Source organism: Thermotoga sp. Cell2, from assembly GCF_000789375.1.
In the GTDB taxonomy this organism is placed as follows: Bacteria; Thermotogota; Thermotogae; order Thermotogales; family Thermotogaceae; genus Thermotoga; species Thermotoga petrophila.
On sequence record NZ_CP003409.1, the window covers coordinates 1,421,294 to 1,443,007 of the forward strand.

The 21,714-nt window shown below is 42.4% G+C and carries 26 protein-coding genes, 2 tRNA genes and 1 pseudogene; 8 read left to right on the top strand and 21 right to left on the bottom strand.

The window, feature by feature from the left end; all coding sequences use genetic code 11:
* Positions 1-25 precede the first annotated feature (25 nt).
* Together rpsO and CELL2_RS07395 are read right to left on the bottom strand one after the other, a co-directional pair.
* Positions 26-265: a 30S ribosomal protein S15 gene (rpsO, locus tag CELL2_RS07390; protein ID WP_039446233.1), complete on the bottom strand. Its 240-nt coding sequence runs from the start codon at positions 263-265 to the stop codon at positions 26-28.
* A gap of 135 nt (positions 266-400) precedes the next feature.
* A tRNA-Gly gene (locus CELL2_RS07395) sits at positions 401-476 on the bottom strand.
* A gap of 105 nt (positions 477-581) precedes the next feature.
* Between CELL2_RS07395 and CELL2_RS07400 the strand changes: the two genes are divergently transcribed.
* Positions 582-658 (top strand) — tRNA-Met (locus CELL2_RS07400).
* Between the two features lie 154 nt (positions 659-812).
* On the opposite strand, the gene CELL2_RS07405 is transcribed toward CELL2_RS07400, so the two are convergent.
* From CELL2_RS07405 to CELL2_RS09910, 3 genes and pseudogenes are all read right to left on the bottom strand, one after another.
* Entirely contained in the window at positions 813-1,250 is a 438-nt protein-coding gene (locus CELL2_RS07405; RefSeq protein ID WP_012896509.1) for a pyrimidine dimer DNA glycosylase/endonuclease V, read from the bottom strand.
* Between the two features lie 4 nt (positions 1,251-1,254).
* Positions 1,255-1,947, bottom strand: a complete 693-nt coding sequence (locus tag CELL2_RS07410) for a hypothetical protein (RefSeq protein WP_004081539.1) — start codon at positions 1,945-1,947, stop codon at positions 1,255-1,257.
* A 1-nt stretch (position 1,948) separates the two neighbouring features.
* A pseudogene (locus tag CELL2_RS09910) lies at positions 1,949-2,913 on the bottom strand (Rieske 2Fe-2S domain-containing protein).
* A gap of 123 nt (positions 2,914-3,036) precedes the next feature.
* Between CELL2_RS09910 and CELL2_RS07420 the strand changes: the two are divergent.
* Positions 3,037-3,339 (top strand): hypothetical protein, encoded by a 303-nt coding sequence (locus CELL2_RS07420; RefSeq protein ID WP_011943902.1) that lies wholly within the window; start codon positions 3,037-3,039, stop codon positions 3,337-3,339.
* A 361-nt stretch (positions 3,340-3,700) separates the two neighbouring features.
* Positions 3,701-4,477 carry a hypothetical protein gene (locus CELL2_RS07425; protein WP_004081536.1) on the top strand — a complete coding sequence of 259 codons (777 nt, stop codon included), beginning with the start codon at positions 3,701-3,703 and terminating at the stop codon, positions 4,475-4,477.
* A gap of 252 nt (positions 4,478-4,729) precedes the next feature.
* Here the strand turns inward: CELL2_RS07425 and CELL2_RS07430 are convergent, their stop codons facing one another.
* Genes CELL2_RS07430 through CELL2_RS07440 form a run of 3 tightly spaced genes read right to left on the bottom strand, consistent with a single transcriptional unit; the run spans position 4,730 to position 9,623 of the window.
* Positions 4,730-5,902, bottom strand: coding sequence for an MFS transporter (locus tag CELL2_RS07430; protein WP_004081535.1), 1,173 nt, complete (start codon positions 5,900-5,902; stop codon positions 4,730-4,732).
* Between the two features lie 15 nt (positions 5,903-5,917).
* Entirely contained in the window at positions 5,918-7,846 is a 1,929-nt protein-coding gene (locus CELL2_RS07435) for a hypothetical protein (RefSeq protein ID WP_004081534.1), read from the bottom strand.
* Positions 7,839-9,623, bottom strand: coding sequence for a radical SAM protein (locus CELL2_RS07440; protein WP_004081533.1), 1,785 nt, complete (start codon positions 9,621-9,623; stop codon positions 7,839-7,841). Before CELL2_RS07440 ends, CELL2_RS07435 begins: the two co-directional genes overlap by 8 nt.
* A 740-nt stretch (positions 9,624-10,363) precedes the next feature.
* Between CELL2_RS07440 and CELL2_RS07450 the strand changes: the two genes are divergently transcribed.
* Positions 10,364-11,926 carry a hypothetical protein gene (locus tag CELL2_RS07450; protein ID WP_038034394.1) on the top strand — a complete coding sequence of 521 codons (1,563 nt, stop codon included), beginning with the start codon at positions 10,364-10,366 and terminating at the stop codon, positions 11,924-11,926.
* 109 nt (positions 11,927-12,035) lie between these two features.
* Here CELL2_RS07450 and CELL2_RS07455 read toward each other — a convergent pair whose 3' ends face one another.
* From CELL2_RS07455 to CELL2_RS09655, 5 genes are all read right to left on the bottom strand, one after another.
* Positions 12,036-12,467, bottom strand: a complete 432-nt coding sequence (locus CELL2_RS07455) for a hypothetical protein (RefSeq protein WP_235231232.1) — start codon at positions 12,465-12,467, stop codon at positions 12,036-12,038.
* Complete coding sequence (locus CELL2_RS07460; protein WP_241208645.1) at positions 12,467-12,733, bottom strand: helix-turn-helix domain-containing protein; 267 nt, start codon at positions 12,731-12,733, stop codon at positions 12,467-12,469. The genes CELL2_RS07455 and CELL2_RS07460 overlap by 1 nt, the downstream gene beginning before the upstream one ends.
* Positions 12,723-12,851, bottom strand: a complete 129-nt coding sequence (locus tag CELL2_RS09815) for a hypothetical protein (protein WP_256380505.1) — start codon at positions 12,849-12,851, stop codon at positions 12,723-12,725. The genes CELL2_RS07460 and CELL2_RS09815 overlap by 11 nt, the downstream gene beginning before the upstream one ends.
* A gap of 112 nt (positions 12,852-12,963) precedes the next feature.
* On the bottom strand, positions 12,964-13,230 hold the full coding sequence (locus CELL2_RS07465) for a hypothetical protein (RefSeq protein WP_052132634.1): 267 nt from the start codon (positions 13,228-13,230) through the stop codon (positions 12,964-12,966).
* Positions 13,231-13,496: 266 nt separating this feature from the next.
* Positions 13,497-13,703, bottom strand: coding sequence for an ABC transporter permease (locus CELL2_RS09655; protein WP_327147047.1), 207 nt, complete (start codon positions 13,701-13,703; stop codon positions 13,497-13,499).
* Positions 13,704-13,809: 106 nt separating this feature from the next.
* On the opposite strand from CELL2_RS09655, the gene CELL2_RS07470 reads away from it, so the two are divergent.
* The 4 genes from CELL2_RS07470 (at position 13,810) to CELL2_RS09915 (ending at position 14,630) form a co-directional block, all read left to right on the top strand.
* A complete protein-coding gene (locus tag CELL2_RS07470; protein WP_004079900.1) occupies positions 13,810-14,028 on the top strand; it encodes a type II toxin-antitoxin system HicB family antitoxin in 219 nt (72 codons plus the stop codon).
* A 29-nt stretch (positions 14,029-14,057) separates the two neighbouring features.
* Complete coding sequence (locus CELL2_RS09660; RefSeq protein ID WP_227738448.1) at positions 14,058-14,207, top strand: type II toxin-antitoxin system HicA family toxin; 150 nt, start codon at positions 14,058-14,060, stop codon at positions 14,205-14,207.
* A 71-nt stretch (positions 14,208-14,278) separates the two neighbouring features.
* Positions 14,279-14,491 carry a type II toxin-antitoxin system HicB family antitoxin gene (locus CELL2_RS07480; RefSeq protein WP_004079908.1) on the top strand — a complete coding sequence of 71 codons (213 nt, stop codon included), beginning with the start codon at positions 14,279-14,281 and terminating at the stop codon, positions 14,489-14,491.
* Positions 14,481-14,630, top strand: coding sequence for a type II toxin-antitoxin system HicA family toxin (locus CELL2_RS09915; protein WP_081434644.1), 150 nt, complete (start codon positions 14,481-14,483; stop codon positions 14,628-14,630). The genes CELL2_RS07480 and CELL2_RS09915 overlap by 11 nt, the downstream gene beginning before the upstream one ends.
* A 70-nt stretch (positions 14,631-14,700) precedes the next feature.
* Here the strand turns inward: CELL2_RS09915 and CELL2_RS09665 are convergent, their stop codons facing one another.
* The 8 genes from CELL2_RS09665 to CELL2_RS07515 all read right to left on the bottom strand — a co-directional run bounded on the left by CELL2_RS09665 (position 14,701) and on the right by CELL2_RS07515 (position 21,543).
* Positions 14,701-14,877: a hypothetical protein gene (locus CELL2_RS09665; protein ID WP_241208646.1), complete on the bottom strand. Its 177-nt coding sequence runs from the start codon at positions 14,875-14,877 to the stop codon at positions 14,701-14,703.
* Positions 14,874-16,442, bottom strand: a complete 1,569-nt coding sequence (locus CELL2_RS07485) for an ABC transporter ATP-binding protein (RefSeq protein ID WP_241208647.1) — start codon at positions 16,440-16,442, stop codon at positions 14,874-14,876. The genes CELL2_RS09665 and CELL2_RS07485 overlap by 4 nt, the downstream gene beginning before the upstream one ends.
* A gap of 280 nt (positions 16,443-16,722) precedes the next feature.
* Entirely contained in the window at positions 16,723-17,022 is a 300-nt protein-coding gene (locus tag CELL2_RS09670; RefSeq protein WP_004079911.1) for a hypothetical protein, read from the bottom strand.
* A 256-nt stretch (positions 17,023-17,278) separates the two neighbouring features.
* Complete coding sequence (locus CELL2_RS07495; protein WP_004079914.1) at positions 17,279-17,713, bottom strand: ABC transporter permease; 435 nt, start codon at positions 17,711-17,713, stop codon at positions 17,279-17,281.
* A 217-nt stretch (positions 17,714-17,930) separates the two neighbouring features.
* Positions 17,931-18,737, bottom strand: a complete 807-nt coding sequence (locus tag CELL2_RS07500) for an ABC transporter permease (protein ID WP_004079915.1) — start codon at positions 18,735-18,737, stop codon at positions 17,931-17,933.
* 118 nt (positions 18,738-18,855) lie between these two features.
* Positions 18,856-19,491: an ABC transporter permease gene (locus tag CELL2_RS07505; RefSeq protein WP_241208648.1), complete on the bottom strand. Its 636-nt coding sequence runs from the start codon at positions 19,489-19,491 to the stop codon at positions 18,856-18,858.
* Positions 19,442-20,218, bottom strand: coding sequence for an ABC transporter ATP-binding protein (locus tag CELL2_RS07510; protein ID WP_004079917.1), 777 nt, complete (start codon positions 20,216-20,218; stop codon positions 19,442-19,444). The genes CELL2_RS07505 and CELL2_RS07510 overlap by 50 nt, the downstream gene beginning before the upstream one ends.
* Entirely contained in the window at positions 20,215-21,543 is a 1,329-nt protein-coding gene (locus CELL2_RS07515) for a radical SAM/SPASM domain-containing protein (protein ID WP_004079919.1), read from the bottom strand. The genes CELL2_RS07510 and CELL2_RS07515 overlap by 4 nt, the downstream gene beginning before the upstream one ends.
* Positions 21,544-21,714 lie beyond the last annotated feature (171 nt).

Below are 21,714 nucleotides of genomic sequence, written 5' to 3' on the forward strand. Positions count from 1 at the left end.
AGCCCGCTTCCCCCTCCTTAGAATTTTATTTCCTGATTCCTAACTTGGCGATGAGTTCTCGATAAACTTCCGGTTTCTTGTGTCTCAGGTACTTCAACATTTTTCTTCTTCTTCCGATCATCTTCATGAGTCCTCTTCTGGAGTGGAAATCCTTTGGATGCTTTCTCAGGTGCTCTGTCAAATGTTTGATCCTCGCAGTGAGAAGAGCGATCTGCACCTCAACGGATCCTGTGTCGTTCTCGTGGATCTGGAATTCCTTGATGATTTCGTTTTCTTTTCAGGGTCGAGAGACACCACCGAACACCTCCATTTTATCAGTCTCCGCCAGCCCAGGTTCTTCCCCAGACTGGGGTCAAGGATGATTATACCACAAAAACATACCCCGGCATGTGCCGGGTTGTGGAGCGGGCGACGGGATTCGAACCCGCGACCCCCAGCTTGGGAAGCTGGTGCTCTACCAGCTGAGCTACACCCGCTCGTTCGTTGATTATTTTATCATACATTGGGGAAACCTTTCAAGAGTTTCTCCCTCTTGACAACCTAACGGGGTGATGCTATATTATAAAAACGGGATTAGACGGTGCGGGGTGGAGCAGTCTGGCAGCTCGTTGGGCTCATAACCCAAAGGTCGTGGGTTCAAATCCCACCCCCGCTACCAGATCGATATGAACAGCCCGGCCGTTTTGGCCGGGTTATTTTGTTTTTATGGGTTCTTGCCTTAAGTGTTCGTGGATAGAAAAGGATATGACTGTATCCAGTGAAAGAAAACGAAGGCATGAGAACGGGGTAAACCAGAAAAGGTTCGTATCCATTCAAGGGAAGACTCCTTTTTCCCAGTGTTCTACTTTTCCCTCGATGATCAGAAACACAGGACTGGCGTGGATATCCTTTTCGCTTTTCAATGTTTCATATCGCTCTGGATCTCTTTTCTGAAGTTTCTTGAGGAGGTGGTGAAACTCATATTCAAGTTGGCCCTTCGTGACCGGGATCTTTTCCTTGAGTTCCACTACCTCTATCTTCCTGATGTCAAAGCGGTAGCCCCTCCTTTCCGCTTCCCTCCATACCTCAAAGAGGTAGGCGTTTATGGCCTTTAACGGCTCTGAATGGTTTTTAAAACGTTCAAGCTGCGGGTGGTTTCTGTACCCCCTGGTCTTTCCTTCGAGCACTTTTTTAGCCAGTAAACTTTCCCTCCAGAGTGCCACGAGCCCTTTGGCGTCAAGGTATTTTGGGTGGAGCGACCAGAGACGCAGGTTCTCACCTCCACAGGTATGGTACTATGCTATAGCCCGTCCAGAAGAGCGGGCCGAGGTTCAGAAGAAAGTGTGGTATGAACGTGAAAACCATGTTTCCGGACTGACGCCATACCACTATGTGGATGAACCCTGAAATGGTCGTCATCAGCACAAACGCCACCCCAAAGAATCCCTCGGGACTTGCTACATGGAGGAACTTTGTCCAGAACATCGTGTGTATTAGCCCCACGAAGGCGGCGAAGAACACCAGGCCTGCAAGGCGATATCTGAGCCTGGGTTTTTCAGGGTACAGGTCCCATGAATCAAACAGGTAGAGCCAGAGTATCTGTTCGGTCGAAGCATTCACCGGAGCCCACAAAAGTGCCGTAAGGAGAACACCAAACCGGTCAACTTCCTCAACTCTAATCCGTGCCTGGTAGGCAAAGAATAGGGCCGTGAGTATTACAAGGACGTTCACATAGAACCACTTGGGAGGCTTTTTCGGGAAGGGTGTTCCATAGCCTACAACGCCTCTTCTCAGCTTCACAAGGCCCCAGGCGAGGGAGTAGTAGATAAGCATGGGAATGAGGACCCCGCTCAGATCATAGAGCCATCCCGCCACAGCAGGGAGAGAGAAGGCTATTACAGCTGAAAGCAGGAGGTCAAGGTGCTTTGGTCTCCATGAAGTCGGGTCATAGGTTTTCACTCCGGACATCTCACTGACCTCCACCAAACAGGAAATCAATCAGTTTCTTTTCCTTATAAAGCCTTTTGCGAAACTCCATTATGGGCAGGTCACCCTGGACGAGGACATCTTTCCTTATGTCCCTCTCCTGGGTCTCCACAACTCTCCTATCCTGGTGGAGGATTATCCTGTTTAAGGGCATGCTTAAACGGGCTATGATGGAATCAACGGGTTTCAATCCCGTCATTTTCACGTAAAAGCGGAGGTATATCATGGTTTTCTGCCTGTCCACGGGAACAAAAAAGGCTACCACTCTCGTACCTTCACTTATGTGGTTCTGCCAGAGGTTGGGAAATATGAACTCAAGGTAAACCCTCGACTCCTCCCCGCTGAGTTCCTCGGGTCTTTTGACCCTCTGCCCCCTATCGACCTCGTTGAACACGTAAAAAATGAAACTGTCTTCGTCTATCCACTTGACGACGGGGCCGTGGACCAGGGTCCTGTTTCCCCGGCCTATGGTGGTTCTGTGGACGAAAGGTAGGTGCATGACGTCGAGCTGGTTCTCAACCGCCCTCAGGAACGGGACGTTCCAGAGCTCCCTGAACTCCGCATAAGCGAAGTCCTCATCTATATCATCGAAGAACTTTGGCTCCTTCTCTGGCTCTCCTTCTCCGAACCAGAGCCATATTATGTTATTTTTTCGTAAACCGGGTATGAATTAACCCTAAATCTATCAGGAACTTTGTAGTTCTTCCCGAGGGCCGGTATAAGCCTCACCCTGCCGTTACCGTCGTACTCAAACCCGTGAAAGGGGCACTGGATTCTATCGTTTATAACCTTCCCCGCTGAGAGCCTAGCCCTCCGGTGCACGCAGAAGTCTTCCAGGGCGTAGACTTTTCCCAAGCTGTCCCTCCAGAACACCAGGTCTCTCCCGAGTCGCCTAACTCCAACGGGTTTTCTCCTCACCTCATTCGATGAAAGAACTGCAAACCACATTGAAGACACTTCTTGCGGCGCCCCCCCATCGTCCGTTGTTTGTTTTTTCTTAATGATACCATAGTTTTGGAATTGGAAAAAACGAGAGTGATCTCAGAACGGTCGAATGAGGAGGTGATTGTGGTGATCAGAAAAACTGTGAAGGGTACAGACGGCAGAGAGTACACTTTTGTGGCAAAAGAAGGAACGTTTGAAAAGCTTACAGGGCTTGGTACGACCATCAGAGGGCACATACCTGGAACGGACTCTCCTTTCTACGGCATTTTAGAAGACGGAGAAGAAGGCCTCAGAGCCTGGATTATGACGTTTCGTGTTGTAAACCGTGTTCCCATCGACAGTGAGACAGAAGAAGAACTTGTTCGTCTCTTTTTACCACTAGTGGAACGAAGAAGAATAGACCGTTCTATCTTGCTGTACGTTGAATGAATAGGGAAGCCCGGTCGAAATGGCCGGGCTTTTTGTTTTTATGGGTCCTCACCAAATTGTTCCAGAGTTGAAACACAAAGAAACGGACTATAACTAGTGGAAGGAGGTGAGGTCATAATAGCCAGGGTGTATCAGAAAAGGGCAAAGCTCATATCCTGTACTGGTGAAATATTATTTTTTTGTTGAGGCAGAAGGGAAAAGAAGCTTTTAAAGAATTCTTTGCTTTAAGGTTTGAAGTGAGAAGATTTTGCATATCAGGGGCTTTGTGATACAATACCACCAATTAAATAGTAAATGAGGTTTTCAGAAAGCCTGGAGAAATCGACAGAGTTCACTTAAATGGTGTAAGGGGGGTGTTTTTATGAGCAAGATGTTTATCACTGTGTTCTTTGGTATAATGCTTGTTACTGTTTCTTTAATTTGCATAGCTGAAACTGCGCCAGAAATTATTTGGCAGAAAATTCTTGGTGGATCCAGTGATGATTATGCTTTTTCAATTCAACAAACACCCGATGGTGGGTATATAGTGGCTGGATATACCGAGTCAAACGATGGAGATGTCAAAGGGAATCATGAAAACGGTGACTTTTGGATAGTAAAGCTTGATAAAGATGGAAACATAGAATGGCAGAAAACTCTCGGTGGATCCAATTGGGATTGGGCTTTTTCAGTTCAACAAACACCCGATGGTGGGTATATAGTAGCTGGATTTACCTGGTCTAATGATGGAGATGTTAGTGGAAATCATGGCTCGCTTGACGCTTGGATAGTAAAGCTTGACAAAGATGGAAACATAGAATGGCAGAAAACCCTTGGCGGATCCGGAAATGACTGGGCCACTTCAGTTCAACAAACAACCGATGGAGGTTACATAGTGGCTGGAGGAACCTATTCAACCGATGGGGTTATCCGAGGAAATCATGGATCACTCGATGCTTGGGTAGTAAAGCTTGACGGCAATGGGAACATGCAGTGGCAAAAAGCACTGGGCGGATCTGGTTCGGATAGTGCTTGGTCAGTTCAGCAGACAACAGATGGAGGATACATAGTGGCTGGATTTACCAAATCAAACGATGGAGATGTGACTGGAAATCATGGAAGCGCTGATTTTTGGGTTGTGAAGCTTGGTTGGCAGTGAGGTGAGCCTTTGTGGCTTACCTTTGAATCAAAGAAGTTTGGTGGGAGATGATACTGAAAGAGTGACGAGATATTATTCAGTTCCTACACGCATTTACTTTGTCAAACAAGATAAAGCAAAATCACTCACAACCAAAGAAAAGGAGTAGTAATGCTCCTTTTCGTTATTTTATTATTAGGAGTGTTTGGTATCACGGTCCTTTGATTACACTCATTGATGCTGGTAAACAGATCTTCTTGATATTTCAACCGCTCACCCCTCAAACCTCTGAAGAGAAATCAGCACGCCTCCTGCGATGAGCGCCATGGAAGTGGTTATGAAGATGTGCGCCGTTGCAACGTAACTGGAGAGAAATCCAAAGAAACCATAGGAAACGGGCAGTAGCGAGAAAGATACGGCTGAGATCAGGGAAAAGATCTTTCCCCTCATTTCCTCCGGTATTGCCAGTTGAAGCAGTGTGATAACGTTTATGTTGAAAAGGGTTTGAAAGATTCCAATGAGGAAATACATGGCAAACATAAGCCAATGGTTACCCGTCATGGCAAACACGAAAACAGCCAGCCCGTACCCCACCAGATTCAAACCCAGGGTTTTCACGCTGGCTCTTGTTCTTATCGTTGCCATCAGAAATGTGACTATCAGTCCCCCAAACGACAGCATACTCATCAACGTTCCATAGACCCACTCGCTCTTTCCCAGTTTCGAGACGTGTTCAGGTAGCAGAACGTGCATTGAACCTGTGAAGAAGTTCATGATGGCAATGACCAGTATCGTCACCAGGATGAACCTCACCGATCTTATGTACAAAAGAGCAGATTTTATGTCCTGCCACATATTTCTTTCCTTCGACACTTTCTTCAGATGCTTTTCTTCAACCTTTATGAACATCTCAAAGATTCCTGAAATCAAAAAGGACAGAGAATTTATGAGAATCACTCCTGCAAGTCCCACTACCTTCAGAAGGAGGCTTCCAAGGGCAGGTCCAAGTATTTTTGAGAGGTTCTTCAGCAACCTGTAGAGTGAATTCGCCCTGACCAGGTTTTCTTTTCTGACCAGATCGGGAAGCAGGGAATCAACTGCTGGATTGAAGAAAGAATCGAACACGGAGACAAGAACGGTGACGATCAGAAGAAGCGCCATCGTTAACTCTGAGAAATATTCCATGAGAAACAGATACATGAACAGAACTCCCCTGAGAATATCCATCACAACCATCATGTTTCTTCTGCTGTGCCTGTCCACCACCGTTCCAGCGAAGGGACTCACTATTATGGCGGGAAGAAAAGAGGATATCATGAAGAGGCCCACGTATTCGCTCGAGCCGGTTTTCGAGTAGAGCCACCATGCCAGTGCAACTTGATAGATCCTGGTGCCGATCAGCGAAACGAACGAACCGGAGGCGAAAAGAAGGAGGTTTCTGTTCAACTCCTTTCACCTCCTCTACACGTTCTTCAGTCTGAAGGTGTAGGTGCTGACACTGAGATTGAAGTCTTCAAACCAGTATACGTAGAGACAGTAGGTCTTGTTGATTCTCTGATCTGTCCTTTTCAGGGCCACCTCGACTTCGAACTTTTCCTCCCCACCAGGCTCAAGCGTGAAGACCTGAAAATCTCTGCTCAAATAAATGTTTTCCATTTCACTTCTGTTCTCACACCACAGGTTGAAACACACCAGGTTGTTCGTGGTGTGGGCATTTTCATTCCAGACTTTCACGTAGAAGATCTTTCTGTCGGGTTGCTCGTGAACAAGGACTATCTCAGGATACTTCGGGGGATGAACGCTCTCGGTGTCGAAAACGTTGTGACAGTTGCTGCAAAATCCAGAGTATCTTTTCATGGGTACGAGAGTGTTTTCGCTCTCTTTTATTGACAGGTAATTACCACAGTACGGACACCTGATGGTTTTGTGAAGGTCTTCTTCTGCACATCTGACCGTCATGTTTTCGCCGTACACCTCTATGAAAAACTTCGGATTCTGTGAAAGAAGATGATCGGCCAGAAGGTTGTAGATTCTCTCCTCCACTGCTGACAGATTCTTACTCAATCTGTGCAAATCGAAGTTTTTCAGGTTTCTGTTTGCTTCGTCCAGAACCTCCGTTTGCTCGTTTATCTTCGAGAAGTAATCGTGAACCTGATTCTGAATCTTCTTGTGCCTGAATCCCAGAAGTTCCAGTTTTCTCATGTTGAAATATCTTTTTGAATACACATCTTCTCTTAGCCTTTTCCCCACTCCGAAAACAATTCTCAACGGCCCATTCACTTCTTCCCATGAATACAAAAAGAGTTTGATACTGTTTTTGAGCGGATAGGGTATCACCGAGTAGAACACGTCCTTCCTTATCTCGTCGCTGGAAAACACATAGAACTGCCTTTTCAATACTTCATTGAGAATATCCTCTCCTGCATGAATCTCTAAAAGCCTCATCCCAGCAATTCTGTCGATTTCTAAAACGATCTCGCTTTTCCCCATTCTCAGCCTGTCCACTTCCAGTTTTTCTGGAATGGTCACCTTTGCGTTTGGAAAGCCGTAGAGTATGTACGGAAGGTAGTCCGAGCAGTGGTTGTAGGAGTTCGTGTTCAGAATGTAGAGCACTTCTCCTGCCTCGAATCCGTGAGAGATGAGATGATGGAAAAGAAGAGCCTCACTGTTATAGCCTTGTTTTGGCCTGTAAGAGCTGATGAGGACCTTTGCGTTCTTCAAAAAGTTCATTCCAACGTTTATGTACTCTCCCTTCTCTGAGGTGGAAATGAGAGTGCTTGAGCACGAGTCCATGAAGATACACTCAGCCTGAACATCCTGAGCATAAACCCTCTCATATTCGCAGTTCTGACAGTCCGGGAAGTATCTGTAAATCTCTTCCAGAGGGATGTCTCTGTTGATTCCGCAGATCTTTCCGTCACTCAGATGCAGATGCCTTCTGTTTCCATCTATCACCATGCTCAAACAGAGCTTTTTGTGCTTCACTCTGTCGAAGTTGTCCACCGTGCTTTCGTACCGCGTGAAAACTTCCGCGTTGAGTCTGTGTTTTATACTTTTGTTTTCCTTCCTCAAGATTATAAGATACTGCTGGGGATCAAGTGAGATCTGTTCCTGGTAATTTGCGAGTTTTTCTCTCAGCAGATCGATGGAGAGGGCAGATATGACTCCAAAGTAAATGCCCCTGTCTCTGGAGTATTCATACGCCTGCCTCAGGAAATTTTCCGTCAGCAGTTTTGGATTGCACACGATTATGAAGTCATTTTCTATCTCTTCTTTCCCGTTGAAGTTATCGGGGGACATTTCATGGATTCTGAATTCATCGAGAAAATCAGCCAGTATCCTGGCTGAAAGACCATATTCATCCCCTCTGAAGGCCACAATCTCAAGCATTCGACATTCCCCCCTGATAGTTGGTCGTCGATATATCAATACATCGATTAAAGCATTGAGAACAATTTAACTTACATTCCTCATCTGTTGATATAAAGTTCAAAGCCTTAAAATATTCTTTTAATAGATAATCTTCTGATATTAAAGTTTTCTGGATCTTCCAAGGACAGTATTTATCAATATATTCCTCAAAGTACCAAGCTGCATTTATACCAAACTCATTCAGGAGATTCTCAAGATCACTGACAGTATTGAAGCGTTTGCTATGCAAATAGTGTAGCAAGAAAGCTATTTCTAATCCTCCCCTTGAAATCATTGGTTGGAGTAAAGAAATTGGATGAAACACCGTTGTTTCAAATTTTACAAGCGACTCATTTTCATTTTCATCTTTTTGTCTTTTTTCCACTTTTTCGTCAACAACATCATTTGATATAACCACAGGAAATCCTTCTTTTTTAACTTTCTCTACAATGTAAAGAAATCTGTCCTCAATATTCTTAAGCGACGGAAGTTTCACATACTGGAAAGGAGTGAAAGGTTTAGGATATAAAGGATTTATACCTATTTCCAAGCGCCCATCAGTATTCTTTAGTTTGTTCATTTGATGCCGAACCTTCATTATAAGATCTGCTATCTTATCTAAATCCTCAAATGTCTCGCCAGGTATGGCTAAGATAAAGTAAAGACCGAAATCTGGTATGCCATAGAGGGAAGAGATCCTAACCACTTCCAATATTTCCTCATCCTTTATTTCGTGTTTACCTATTACTTTGCGTAATCTTCCGCTCGTTTCTGGTGCTACAGTTATCTTTCTTTGGCCGGAAATTGCAGCAATCTCTATTATCCGCTTCGACAATTTTTCTAATCTCTGAGAACCGATCCTCACTCTCCCTCCTTTTTTAATGATGTATTCAAGATAATGCTCTACAATCCTAGTTTCTAGTCCTTCATAGAAGAGTTTAATTATTTCCACATTGCACTGATCAATTGCTAGATCAACTATTTTCTTGAATGTTTCCCATCTTAAAGTTCTAGGTGGTTTTAACCTATGCCCCATATAACAAAATCTGCATCTTTGGGTACATCCTCGTCTCACTTCTATAGAAAAAACTCTTTCCTCATAAACGGTATTTTTAGTAACGAATATACTATGTGCTGGATGTTCGTTTATATCAACAGGACTGGTTTGTTTCACCATACCCGTTTGGAAAAAACCGTGAATACAAGGCACGTAAATCCCTTCTATTTGAGAGACAGCCTGCAGGAATTTCATACGCTTTCTTTTTACATTTCGATAAACTTTGTATGAATCTATGATTTTATGAATAGCCTCTTCTGCCTCTCCTAAGACTATGACATCACAAACTAGAGATAACGGCAGTGGATTATAATTAGCTACAGGTCCTCCACCTATTATAATGGGATCGTTCTCTTCTCTGAGAAGATTGATCAATGGTATAGAACCTGCTTTCAATATTTTGAAAGCATTTAACACGATTCCTTCGTATTGAAAACTAATACCTATGAAATCACTATCTTTTAGTTTGAAACCGTATTCGAAAGAGAAAGGCTGATCTTCGTCTGTGTAATACCTATCAACAGCAACATCATCTCTAAGATACAGCTCTTTATACAGGGTCTGGATTCCTAGATTCGGCAAACCGTACTTGTATATGTCAGGAAAAGCCAGAATGAAGATGATTTCATTGCCTTTTAAATTTTTGGAAGGAAGTATTCTTTCTTCTTCCTTGATCTTATAAAGAAGAGAAGTTCTCATGTTTCATCCCCCAAAATGAACCATTTCTTGCCCTTTGTACAAATTTTCATCCTTTACCTCTCACTTGAGCCATCGGTCTTTTTCGCTTCTCCTAAAAAGTATATTAAAAGATATTATATACACTCTCTCAAAAAGTTTGCATTTCGTTCCCTGCGTCTGTCTTGCCATCAGAATCAAAATCCTCCTCAACAACTCAGGAACTTTCCCACATCTGCACGGTGCCAATATTTCTCACCCCCCGCACAGATGCTAAAACACCCTATATGGTTTTCAAGTTTTAAAGAAAATTCTTCAATGATTTGAAAAGAACTTACAGGGCTGTTTTTTAGATCGCAAAATTTCTGTGAACTTAAATAAAAATGATTTTTTACGTACAGCAGAACAAGGGTTAAAAACTCTGATTTTCAGCAGTTGAACCTTTGAAAGTAACCTCACAAGTAGCTGCACTTTTGGGTGCAACCTGAACCTGTTCCGTAATCTCACTTTTCCAGGAATGCGTTTCGTTATCTGTCTTCACTTTGTCAGCGAAAATGATTGTAGACAGGAGAACGAGTATCAAAAAGATTATCATCAAAACCCTTCGCATTCTGATCACCTGTCATCACTTTATCAAACCTTATATGGTTTTCAAGTTTTGGCTGTTCCAAAATCCTCTTTAAAAGCACATTTTCAGCACCAGATTTCATGGGCTTTGAAACAATTTGGTTTTTTGAGGTATAACTATAACAGAGGGAGTAAAGATGAAAAGTATAGAAGGCCTGAAAGAGACATTCAAGTACGGTGCTTTTTCTCTTCCAGCAGTGAATTACATGCTACTCGAAGAAAACCTTCCAAAAGAGTGCAGAGAGGTTCTCTGTATACTGAAACTCGCTTGGAAAGGAAACTTCAAAGAAGCGATTCAGAAAACAGATAAAATTTTGAAAAGCTGCAAATCCGAAGCAGCGAAATATTTTCTTTTGGCGAACAAACTGGCATTTTTAAAATATACAGGCAAAGTAGATATGAATCTGTACAGGTACCTGAAAAGAAACCTTCCCAAGATGTCAAAATCAATAAGAGATACTGTGATCGTTACTTTAATAAACTTTGAAGCAAGCGGAATAAAGCCACTACGGAAGGTGAGGGTGTGGAAAAACGATTACAGAAAATCCACACTTTCCTTTTTATATCTTTCCCTGGCAAGAAGGGAAGCAGATTCTGGAAGACTCTCTGAGGCGGTACACGATTACATACAGGCCTACAGACTATCCAGGGAGGTTCCTCACCCAACCTGTATTGTTTCCTCCCTGAACGATCTTGCATGGGATATCAGGGAAAAACATCCAAAACTTGCCCATGCTCTTTCTCAAGGAGCCGTTTTCTGGCTAGGATACTACAGAGAGGAACCAGGAAATCTCTTTGGAGCCCTGGATACTCTGTTTGTTGTGGAAAAAGACATGGATTCACCGTCTATCCACAGCACTGCACATATCATCGTTTCGCTTCCCGTACCAGAAGATTATCTGTCTCTACTCAAAAAAGCGAAGAAATTTGTGTTGGACTACACAGGATCAACTTATCCGAACACAAGTCAGTTGAGAAGATATGTTGAAAAGGTCGCTTGGAAAGGAAAAACTCTCAGCTCCAAAGGTATCTCAGATATATTGAAAGGGAAAACAAAAATGATTCGTGCAGATACGATAAGAAAACTGTTGACATCTGGTGTTGATACAGGGGCACCTTTTCCTGTCTGGAACGAGTGGATAAAGATGGAGATTGAAAGAAAATACAGGGAGTCGTCAGAAAAGCTTAAAGAGCTCCCCTTTCATCAGAGACAAATCCTTTTTCTTACCACCTACATGGCTCTTCTTGATAGAGAGTTCCTTTCAAGGAAAGAAAAGCTCAAAAAGGCATATACACTCCTTGAAGATATTGAGTCGTTCGCTGATTTCATGGCAAAAGATCACCGGACCATGGAATTTGTTGTTTCAATGGTGAAGGCTCATCCTTTCGTTGAAGGAAGAAAAGAAGCAGTGAAGAGAGCCCTTGCAAGGATGAAAAGAAAGAGACTGGAAAGATTTGTTCTGAGATACATCGAGATGAAAGAGTCAGACAGAAAGCTCCTTGATAGATTTCTGAGGAACTACGGAAGGTACGATGGTGTGAGGTTTGGAATGAGATTGAAAGGCCCGGAGATGGTGAGAGAATTTGCAAAAAAGTACTCTCTCAAGGTTCAACCCCTGTTTGCTGCCTTCTGGTGTGAAGAGGATGGAAGAGTGAGAAGAAGACTGGAAAGAATTTTGAAATACATGTTTCTAAATTGAACACGATGCCCTAACTCTTTATGGAATCTGTGAATCCTGTCTCCACTGACCGCTTACCATTCTTCTAAAGAAGAGTGGCTTGTACAGTTGAAGATCTGTCAATCAAAAACTAATTTACCTCAACCTTTGTTAAGTCTATCATAGGAATGAGCACAGGATGAATCCCCATTTGAGCAGTTGTTGTGGCTACGAAAGATCGAACTATAATGAGTAGGTTCATTAAACCATTGTATTTACAAAGTTTGTCAAACAAATCTTCGCTGCTTTCTTCAATATTGGCTTCGAATTTACCTTTTATTCTTACATACATATCGTGAACCTGTACATTTCCTTGCCTTCCTCTTATGTAAACACCTAAAACGATGCTCCTAGAAAAATAATCTTTTTGATGAACTATTTTTCCAAATTCTGGCTCGAGTTCGAGTTGATAATCTATGAGATCACCCTCTACTTCTTTCAGTTGAAATTTTGCTTCTTCAATGAAATAATTCACCATTCTGAAAAAACTTTTTGAAGGAGAAATACGCTTTTGTTGTTTCATCACGCTGCAACACTCCTCTTCGTTTCAAAAGGCATGCTCATTTCTTCAGAAATCCCGAATTTGTATTTTGGTGGTTTATTTTCCTCTTCTGGTAGTATTCCCAGGGATATCTTGAGTTTACCACCGAGAGCGGCAACTATTTTCGCCAGTACTTTAACAGACACGTTTTTTTCTCCTGTTTCAATTTTTGAAACCATGGACTGTGAAATACCAAGTTTTTCTGCCAGTTCCTTTTGCGTTAGGTTGTACTTCTTTCTATAGGCCATCAACTGTCCTCCTATTTGAGACATGGCTTCGACAAAAAACTTTCTCTTCTTCAGAATAGTGAAAGCCTATTTCTTCAAATAATTCAAAAACATCAGAATATTTCTTGAAGTTTTTCACCTCTGCCCACCTCCCTATAGATGTTCCACAATATTTTTGAACCTTCTCTTCGCACTGTTTATTGCTTTATCGTAATCGCCTTTCTCTTTTTCCAAAAAAGCGCACAGAAGAATCACATAACTTTTCCAGAAAGAAAAATAATCCGTATATTTGGATTTTTCTTCTCTAACCTAAGAGAGTATAAATCCACATCACCAGTTCCTCTGAGTTTCTCAAAGTAAGGTTGTGTTATTGCTCTTTCACCTTCATTAGACAAAATGTTTATTAAATTCGCGTATTTCAGTTTCAATTTACTTCTTCTTTGCTTTGGTACGTATCTTTCTATTAATTCTTTAAATTCTTTGGGAAACTCGTTCGATGCTACAACCTCTTTTTTCATGAACACCGCCCTTTCCCCATGTACACCCCTTCAGTCATTATAACCTATAGGTTATAATTTTACAAGTGATGGTTAATCACACCGCGACAGCATGAAAAATACTTTCACTTTTGCTGGAATCCAGTGAAAGAGAATTATCACAGAACGATGTTTTAGTAAACATCGACACCTCCGTGTTTTCTTGCTACAAATTCCAGCACTCTCAAAGTGAAATAAGCCAGAACAAGATAAACCAGGCCTATTAATGCTTCCCAACTGCTTTCAATTCATGCTTTCGCGTAAAATCCTGATAGAGTATACCTTATGCTTTTAACCGAGTGAGAAAGTGGAAGAATTAGTGATACCCATCTGAAAATTACTGGTAGTCTCTCTACAGGAAAATTTGCACCACTCATCATGAAAACGAGCATTTCAGCGATACCAAGAAGCATGTTGGTGTCTCTTGTTACGAGGCCAAGAGCTGATATCATCATTCCAAAATTGAACCCGGAGTTCCAGTCTTAGGATCTCTTTCTCCTGTATAATTTAATCGAAATTGCCATATCATTTGTCATGGTGGAAAAATGAGAGGTGAAAAACATGCGTAAAATTTTCACAGCTATCATTGAATACGATCCTGAAAAAAAGCAATATGTTGGAATGGTTCCAGATGTTCCAGGTGTACATACTGTAGGTAGTTCCTTAGAAGAAGTGAGAAGGAATTTAAAAGAGGTGCTTGAACTCGTATTGGAGGAAGCAGGAGATGAAATAAATCTCCAGGAATTCGTGGCTCTTGAGATGATAGAGGTGGAAACTTGAGTTATCTTCCAATAGTTGATCCAAAAACTATGGAAAAGGTTTTACTGAAACTTGGATTTCAACGTGTTCGCCAAAAAGGAAGTCATGTGTTCTACAGGCACAGCAATGGAAAGTATACGACCATCCCATTTCATGCAAGAGACTTGCCCAAGTCACTTAATAAGAAAAATCATCCGTGAAGCGGGTATATCAGTGGAGGAATTCAAGAAAGTACTTGAGAATCTGTGATCTCCTCAGGGAGATTGGGAAGATGGAGACGCAAAAGGAGATAGTCTTCATCGCCGTGGAATCGGAGGACGGAGGATACATCGAAAAAACTGAGAGGTATTCGATATTCACGCAGGGAGATACCTGGGAAGAGCTCCTTGAGATGATAAAAGATGCGGTCAAATGCCATTTCGATGAGGGTGCTCCTAAGTACGTACATGCTCGCTTTGTGAAGGATGTGACGATTGCGGTATGAAACTACCGAGGGATGTATCTGCGGATCGTTTGATAAGTTAGAAGATCTAGAATATGAGGTTGTCAGACAACGAGGGAGTCACGTACGTCTCTCCTATAGAGGAAAACACTTCATAACCGTACCGGTTCACAAGATGTAGTTGCGTACCATGGAATCAGCATTGAACAACCCCCATCCCCCCTGGATTGGAAGGTTGTTGTAGATTGATTTCAGACATCTTTATCAGCGATCCTTTTCGATTCATTCACGTACGTTTCTATTATCCTTCTGAACGTTGTGTTGTTTTGCATCAACTCTTCGAACCCTCCGACAGACGAAACTTTTCCGTTTTCAAGGAAGATTATCTTACTCGCAACCCTTATGATATTCGGTTTGTGCGATATCATGATGGCTGTTTTTCTTTCAAAAATTCAATCAATTTCTCCAGTAAGAATTTTTCTGTTATCGTGTCCAGGTTTGTGAGAGGTTCATCCAGAACAACAACTGGTTTGTCTGCATAGAAGAGTCTGGCAAGTTGTATCCTCTGTTTTTCTCCTCCTGAGACGAAACTTCCTCCTTCTCCAAGTTTTCTTCCTCTCAGATGTTCTATTCCAAGTTCTTTTATGATTCTTTCGAGTTTTTTCTCATCGTACTCTCTTCCAAGAACTATGTTGTTTTCCAGAGTGTCGTTGAATATACCGACGTTCTGAGAATAAAAAGCAACATGTTCGAAAACAGCCGAGGGCATTACCTGCTTCAGATCGTTTCCAAAGAGTTTCACCACACCTTCGTAGTTCTGTTCCAGGCCAAGCAGTATGTTCAGCAGAGTGGACTTTCCTTCTCCGGAAAGTCCCACTATGGCAGCAATTTCACGGGGTTGAATCGTGAAACTGACCTGCTTTAAAATGGGTTTTCCTGGCTCGAAGCCAAAAGTAACGTCTATCAGTTCATAAACAGGACTTCCGGGAACGGGTTTTATTTCACGTTTTTTGAAGGTCTCTTCAGCACGTTTTACCTCATCGAAGTAGTCAAGTACAGCATCGAGGTTCGCCGACACTCGTGTTATGACACGTGCCAGTTCTCTGAACATGTACAGAGGTGCCGTCACAAAAGAAAAGTATGTCCACAGTGCCCATATCGTTCCCACGGTCATCTTTCCGTCTATCACAAGGTATGCTCCGTAGGTGAGAATGAAGAGCCGTGTGAAATACTCCGGCAGGTTCACCATCAGTTTGTCGAATCTTGAGCGGGGAAGTTCTGCCTTCAAAACGGTGTCTGCCACCTGCTGATACATCGTCTCGCACTCTTTCTGACGTTTCTTTTGAGCTTCTCCGGCAAGTACTTCGTGGATGTTTTCAAACGTCTCGGTGATGAAACCTGTTACACGACGTAGAATTTCATACATCTGTGCGTACGGCCGTTCGGTTACTCTGCCGATGATGTTCAGATAAATACCGACTATCACAGCGTTTGCCACAAACAGGCCAAAAAAGGCTTTGTTCCATACGAAGACGGTTGCCAGTATGAATACACTACGTATTATCACCAGAACGTTCTGAAAAAATCCGTAATCCAGCAGGAAAAATGCGTCGTTGAGTTGATGGTTTATCAGAGTGGCATAGTAGGCAGAGCCCTGTTGTTTTAGCTTTTGCCAGGGAAAGAAAAACGACTGGCTGAAAATGCGACTGGACAGATCTGCTACGGCTCTGTACTTTGCTTTCAGGTAGATCTGGTCTCCAGCGTACGTAAGAACGAAAGACAGTGCATAGAGAAATCCAAGAAGGTAGATCGTGTTTAACCTCAGTTCCAGTCCGGCCAGCCCATCGATGACATCTCTCACAAGAAGAGGGATGAAGAAATCGAACACGACCGAAGACGTTGCAAGAAAGCCACCTATAACTATGAGCACCAGAAAACGCTTTCGAATCAGAGAGTAAAAGCGAAGAATTTTCTGGATACTCCTGAGATTCATGACTTTCCCTCCCTGATGTTCTGGAAGACTTTTCAGGAAGGCCTTCCCAGCACCAATGTTCGCTAATACATATCGATGTTTCCGTACTTTCTTGCTGCAAATTCAATCAGCCGCAGTGTGAAATAGGCCAAAACGAGGTATGCAAGACCTACTGATGCTTCCCAGGCACTTGAAATCCAGGCCTTCATTTTAAATCCTTGCAGAGCGTATATTATGCTTTCGACCGAACGCGAAAGCGGCAAAAGCTGTGAAAGCCATCTGAAAAACACGGGCAGTCTTTCTACAGGAAAACTTGCACGCTTAAGATGAAAACCATCATCTCTGCAACACCAAGAAGCATGTTGATATCTCTCGTCAGCAGTCCAAGAGCTGCCACCGTCATTCCGAAACTGCTCAGAGCCAGTACACCTATCGTCATATGGGCAAAAAGGCTCGCAGTAATGGAGGGATCAAGTTTTAAAAAGCAAAATGAAACAGCCAGTCCCAGAATCACCGTGGCCAGTGCATCGATTATGTGAAAAGGCATCTTTTTTAGCATTACTTTGAATTTCGATGAAGGCGAAACAACGAAGAAAATCAACGATCCCTGATCTCGCTCGGAGAAAAAATATTATACCGAGCCCTTTAAAAACGCTTATTGAAGACAGAGCCATGATATTTGCTATTATGAAAGCTCTCGCATCGTGCAGCGTTTTATATCCATATGCAAGAAGTGTTGAGTAAAAGAGCAGCCGAAAAATCGGATTGATGATCTTTTCAGCGGCATAGGCTTTCCAGTTCAGCCACAGGGAAACCCCTTTGTACGAAATCCAAAAATGTCTGAGCAGCCTCACTTCTCAAACCAGCTCCCCTTCCGCTCTGCTTTTTCTTTCTATCTTTTTGAAAAGAACATGTCCTAAAAGAAAGTAAAAAAGCGTGAGTAAAAGTGCGTTGAAAATCAAATCCTTTCCAGCACTGCCAACTTCAAAGGAATCTCTCATCAGCGTAACTGACCAGCTTATGGGAAGGAAACTGGAAATCACTCGAATCCATTTTGGAAGAATGTCTATCGGAAAGAGCATTCCCGAGATGAAATACACCGGATACTGGATCGTTGACATCCATGAAAAGGCGTTCTTTGAGAGTGTCAAAAGCGTTGCAAAAACGAAAGAGGTGGAAATGAAGGAAAGGACCAGTATCAGAAACGAACAGGCAAACATCACGGGATTCGAAATGGCAAACTCCAACTTCAAGACAAAATAAGAATAAGCCACAACCACGGCGGCTTCCATCTAATTCCCCCGCTTCAATCAATATCAGCGGATTCTGATAATGCAGAAATTTTTGCAAAGTAGCAGCCTCTGGCACTCTTTTCCAGAAAGATTGCGACCACCAACACTGCCACCAAACCACCCGCTTGCACGAGACCTATTTTCATTTGATAAATTCCCACGGTGATTGCTACTTATCCACTGTTGAACAATATAGCAATGGGACGTGAAAGAATCATCAAAAACCCTGCAACCCATTTTTCCTTCCTTTGGTTTGAAGTACCTTAAAAGAAATGGTGCCAAAAGCTAAGTACAGTAAAGATAAAACAATCAAGATGATGAATTCTTTTTTCAAGTCAAGCAATGTGTTTGTTTTCATGAGAAAATAGCGTGTGAGGTCCAACCCCCACGTAAATGGAAAAGCATATGCAAGATATTCCAGCACTTTTGGAAGAACATTCACAGGAAAAAACATACCACCAATCAGAGGAGCGGCATTACCAAGCAAACTCACCAGTTCGTCCCCTTCTTTGAATCTCAACGTGATGCCAAAAAACAGAAAGACAAGACCGAAAGAAGCGATTATGGAAAGAATAACAACACCCGCTGCAAGGGCAAACTCAACCAGGTTGAAGGTCATCAGATTCAGCAGCACTGCCAGGACGATTATCGGAACAGACTCCACGGTAACTTTCACAAGACCAAAAACCGACCACGAGAGGATGTACCCTATGGAACTCACGGGCATGATGAACAGTTCTTCCAGCTGTCCTATTCTCATGTAGTACCTCAAAGCAAAGACAGATCCCCAGAGTACCTCAACGTAGTTCCAGTAAGCTGCCCCTAGCAGGAGGTATCCGATGATGTTCTTCGTGTTCGTCGCACCGTAGAAAAACCGTACAAGGCCTGATTCTGTGCCAAAGTAATAGAGCAGGACAACGGGCATTATCGTCAGAAGGGGTGTGAGGAAAGCTCCATACCAGTCTATTCTGTATCTTTTCGCACTCAGGAAACTGGCTTTTGCAAGATACAGACTTCTCACCATGATTCCCATTCTCCTTTTTTTCGAATCTCGTTTTCTGCCTTTTTAAGCAACCATACTCCGAGGATCAGATAGGCAAAACTCAAACCTGTCAGTATCAGGAGTTGGGGAACAAAGCCACTCATGTTTCCGTTTTTATTATGCTTCTTCCTATGGAGATGAGGTAGGTGAGCGGTATCATGTACGAGATGAGTCGAACGTAAGAAGGGAAATTCTCAACAGGATTGACCATCCCTGAGAGGACGCCAAAAAAGAATTGGGCAGTGGAATTTATGCTTCTGATTCTCTTCTTCCACAACGACAACGCTGCGAAAAATATCGAAAAGAATGTTATGTAAACACCGCTCACCGCCAGCAAAAGAAGAAAGTAAAGATGGATCTCAAGCTTTATACCGGAAAGGTAGAAGAAAAGCAATGTGAAGAATGTTATGTACAGGTTCATTAAGAATGTGTCAGCGGCTTTTGAGAACAAAAAAGCCAAAAGACTGATTGGAGCAAGTACCACGGAGATGAGGGCACCTTCTTCTCTTTCTTCTGTGAATCCGTCTCCCACCCCAAAGAAGTACTGGTTCAGCCAGTACCAGAGCAGGGCTCCTATCAACACGTTCTCTGCAAGCGAGTTCACATCAGCGATTCTGGAAGAAAACACATAAGGTCCTATGATGAAAAATGGTGTCAGAGCCATGTTCACCCACACGAACCTGTATTTAAGCCTTATCTTCATCTCCTTCAGAACCAGATGGAGTATCTTCCTCATCCATATTTCGCCCCCTGATGAGGTTTTCGAACACCTCATATACTTCGCTTCTTTCGCTGCGGATATCCTTGTATCTCACTTCCATCTGTACACGACCGTTTCTAAGAAGAACAACGCAGGCATTCTCGGGAAGAACGTGAAGTACATGACTTATCATTACGATAGTCAATCCCCTCCTGTTCCGTTCATCCAAAAAACCGACCATTTCACGCACCGACGGTGGATCCAGACCGTTGAGTATCTCGTCGATGAACAGTACCTCTGGATCGTGAATTAGCGCTTTACAAATCATCAACTTTTTCCTCATGCCCGTTGAAAACTCTTCGACGGGTTTGTCTTTGTATTCGAACAGACCGAATCTTTTGAGAAGCTCTTCCATTCGTTCTCTTCTGACTTTTTTCGGTACGCCGTATACACCCCCAAAGATATCGAGGTTTTCCCAGGCAGTGAGTTTCCAGTACAGACTTCTCTCGTTTGCAAGAACCACCCCTATTCTCGCAGATAGTTTCTTCCAGTGCTTTTTCACATCAACGCCGAGAACCTTCACTTCCCCATCGTCAGGAAGCAAGAGACCTATCATGATTTTCAGCAGTGTGCTTTTTCCCGAACCGTTCTCGCCGACGATTACCTTGAAGTCTCCCTCTTCTGCGTAAAAATCAACTTTATCGAGAACTCGAAGTTCTCCGAAGGATTTCCTGACACCGGACACTTCTACGACTTTTCTCATACCAACTTCACCCTTTCACGGAACTTTGAAAATAATCTCAAAAGTTCTGGATAAGAATTTTGATGAAAAACTTTCCAGCAATCTTTCTTTGTTTTCAAAATGTAGGCGTTAAACCTACAGCCACCATTACATATAGGTAAATAGATACAGTCCTTACACTCGTTGTCAGTATTATCGTTTTCCATGAATTGAGAGTAACGCCTCAAAAAGTCTATTGGAGAATTAAGAAATTCACTGTAGGAACATATCCTAAACTCCTCTCTTCCCACTCCCGAAATACAATTGTACAAATCTCCGTTAGGAGCAACAACTAGATCTGTTTCCTTATGGTAGGTACATGGCCAGATGTTGAGAAAATCCAATAGGAAAATGTCCCGTTCTAGAGCAACTTTTATAGTATTTACATAAATATTTGCATACTCTGCAATATCAGGTATATTCTCGATCGTATAGGCACAAGAACTATTTGGATGACTTAGTAATCCAATGTTGAACAAAAATCTCTCTTTTATCGTATTTTTACCGAAGATGTCTATGAGCTCATCTATCATCATACCGTATTTTTCCTCTGAATTCATTCTGTCTAAAACAGTATGGATAACTATTGTTAAATTTGTTTTATTAAGTAATTTGTTTATGTTATCTATTATTACTTCCCAAGTCCCGTCGTAGTTTTGCGAGATCCTTCTTTTATCATGAATGTTTTTTGGCCCATCTATGGTTATTTGAATAAACCTGAATTTGGAATTACTTAGTACTTCAAACATATGATTAGAAAAACTCACACCATTTGTTATTATATTGTACTGCTTGATCGGCACTTGCTCTTTTTCAGCAATTCTAATAATTTCACTCAACTTTTCAGGATAGAGAGAAGGCTCTCCACCAAAAAATGTCACAGCAATGGTCTTCGTGTCAAACAGATCCATCAAGGCTAGCCATAAATTTACTCTATCTTGAGGAGAAAGTGAACCATTTCTTTCTTTATTATGTGGTTTGATACCTTGCTGCATACAATAAATGCAGTTTAAATTACAGTTCAATGTTATGACATCTGTTATTGATAAAACAGAGCGGTCATACTTGATTTTATTCGAAATATACTTGAACAATGCATACTCATTAATATGATTCTCCAATACAATACCTCTATCTACAAAAGTTGACAAGAGAAACTCCTCATTAGCACCGTTGAGTGCAGCTTGTAATCTTCTCAGCTCATCCACATTGGTTTCCGCATAACTTCTTAACAACACGTTATAAAGAAGGATCCGGTTCTTTTCTTGTACTTTAATGAGAAAATCCGAGAATTTGTACCCTGACATACAACCACCCCATTTTTGTAGAGTACTTAATAATCAAATATTCCTAGATATTCCTAATAGAGAAGGCGGCCGCCTTCTTTAAAAATTTCTAACCTCAGTCTAAGGAGTTACTACTGCACATCTTTGACTTCTGTTAGTGCATCCACCTAAAGGAATAGAATGGTTCGCGAT

What these genes read in the sequence shown, in the direction of transcription:
- CELL2_RS07480 (WP_004079908.1), top strand. Translation starts at nt 14,279, where the DNA reads ATGGAGACGCAAAAGGAGATAGTCTTCATCGCCGTGGAATCGGAGGAC.
- CELL2_RS07460 (WP_241208645.1), bottom strand. Translation starts at nt 12,733, where the DNA reads ATGGCCTATAGAAAGAAGTACAACCTAACGCAAAAGGAACTGGCAGAA.
- CELL2_RS09655 (WP_327147047.1), bottom strand. Translation starts at nt 13,703, where the DNA reads ATGATGATATCAGCTCTTGGCCTCGTAACAAGAGACACCAACATGCTT.
- CELL2_RS07515 (WP_004079919.1), bottom strand. Translation starts at nt 21,543, where the DNA reads ATGTCAGGGTACAAATTCTCGGATTTTCTCATTAAAGTACAAGAAAAG.
- CELL2_RS07435 (WP_004081534.1), bottom strand. Translation starts at nt 7,846, where the DNA reads ATGCTTGAGATTGTGGCCTTCAGAGGGGATGAATATGGTCTTTCAGCC.
- CELL2_RS07495 (WP_004079914.1), bottom strand. Translation starts at nt 17,713, where the DNA reads ATGGAAGCCGCCGTGGTTGTGGCTTATTCTTATTTTGTCTTGAAGTTG.
- CELL2_RS07500 (WP_004079915.1), bottom strand. Translation starts at nt 18,737, where the DNA reads ATGGTGAGAAGTCTGTATCTTGCAAAAGCCAGTTTCCTGAGTGCGAAA.
- CELL2_RS07485 (WP_241208647.1), bottom strand. Translation starts at nt 16,442, where the DNA reads ATGAATCTCAGGAGTATCCAGAAAATTCTTCGCTTTTACTCTCTGATT.
- CELL2_RS07470 (WP_004079900.1), top strand. Translation starts at nt 13,810, where the DNA reads ATGCGTAAAATTTTCACAGCTATCATTGAATACGATCCTGAAAAAAAG.
- CELL2_RS09665 (WP_241208646.1), bottom strand. Translation starts at nt 14,877, where the DNA reads ATGATATCGCACAAACCGAATATCATAAGGGTTGCGAGTAAGATAATC.
- CELL2_RS07410 (WP_004081539.1), bottom strand. Translation starts at nt 1,947, where the DNA reads ATGTCCGGAGTGAAAACCTATGACCCGACTTCATGGAGACCAAAGCAC.
- CELL2_RS07440 (WP_004081533.1), bottom strand. Translation starts at nt 9,623, where the DNA reads ATGAGAACTTCTCTTCTTTATAAGATCAAGGAAGAAGAAAGAATACTT.
- CELL2_RS07510 (WP_004079917.1), bottom strand. Translation starts at nt 20,218, where the DNA reads ATGAGAAAAGTCGTAGAAGTGTCCGGTGTCAGGAAATCCTTCGGAGAA.
- CELL2_RS07465 (WP_052132634.1), bottom strand. Translation starts at nt 13,230, where the DNA reads ATGAAAAAAGAGGTTGTAGCATCGAACGAGTTTCCCAAAGAATTTAAA.
- CELL2_RS07425 (WP_004081536.1), top strand. Translation starts at nt 3,701, where the DNA reads ATGAGCAAGATGTTTATCACTGTGTTCTTTGGTATAATGCTTGTTACT.
- CELL2_RS07505 (WP_241208648.1), bottom strand. Translation starts at nt 19,491, where the DNA reads ATGAGGAAGATACTCCATCTGGTTCTGAAGGAGATGAAGATAAGGCTT.
- CELL2_RS07450 (WP_038034394.1), top strand. Translation starts at nt 10,364, where the DNA reads ATGAAAAGTATAGAAGGCCTGAAAGAGACATTCAAGTACGGTGCTTTT.
- CELL2_RS09660 (WP_227738448.1), top strand. Translation starts at nt 14,058, where the DNA reads ATGGAAAAGGTTTTACTGAAACTTGGATTTCAACGTGTTCGCCAAAAA.
- CELL2_RS07455 (WP_235231232.1), bottom strand. Translation starts at nt 12,467, where the DNA reads ATGAAACAACAAAAGCGTATTTCTCCTTCAAAAAGTTTTTTCAGAATG.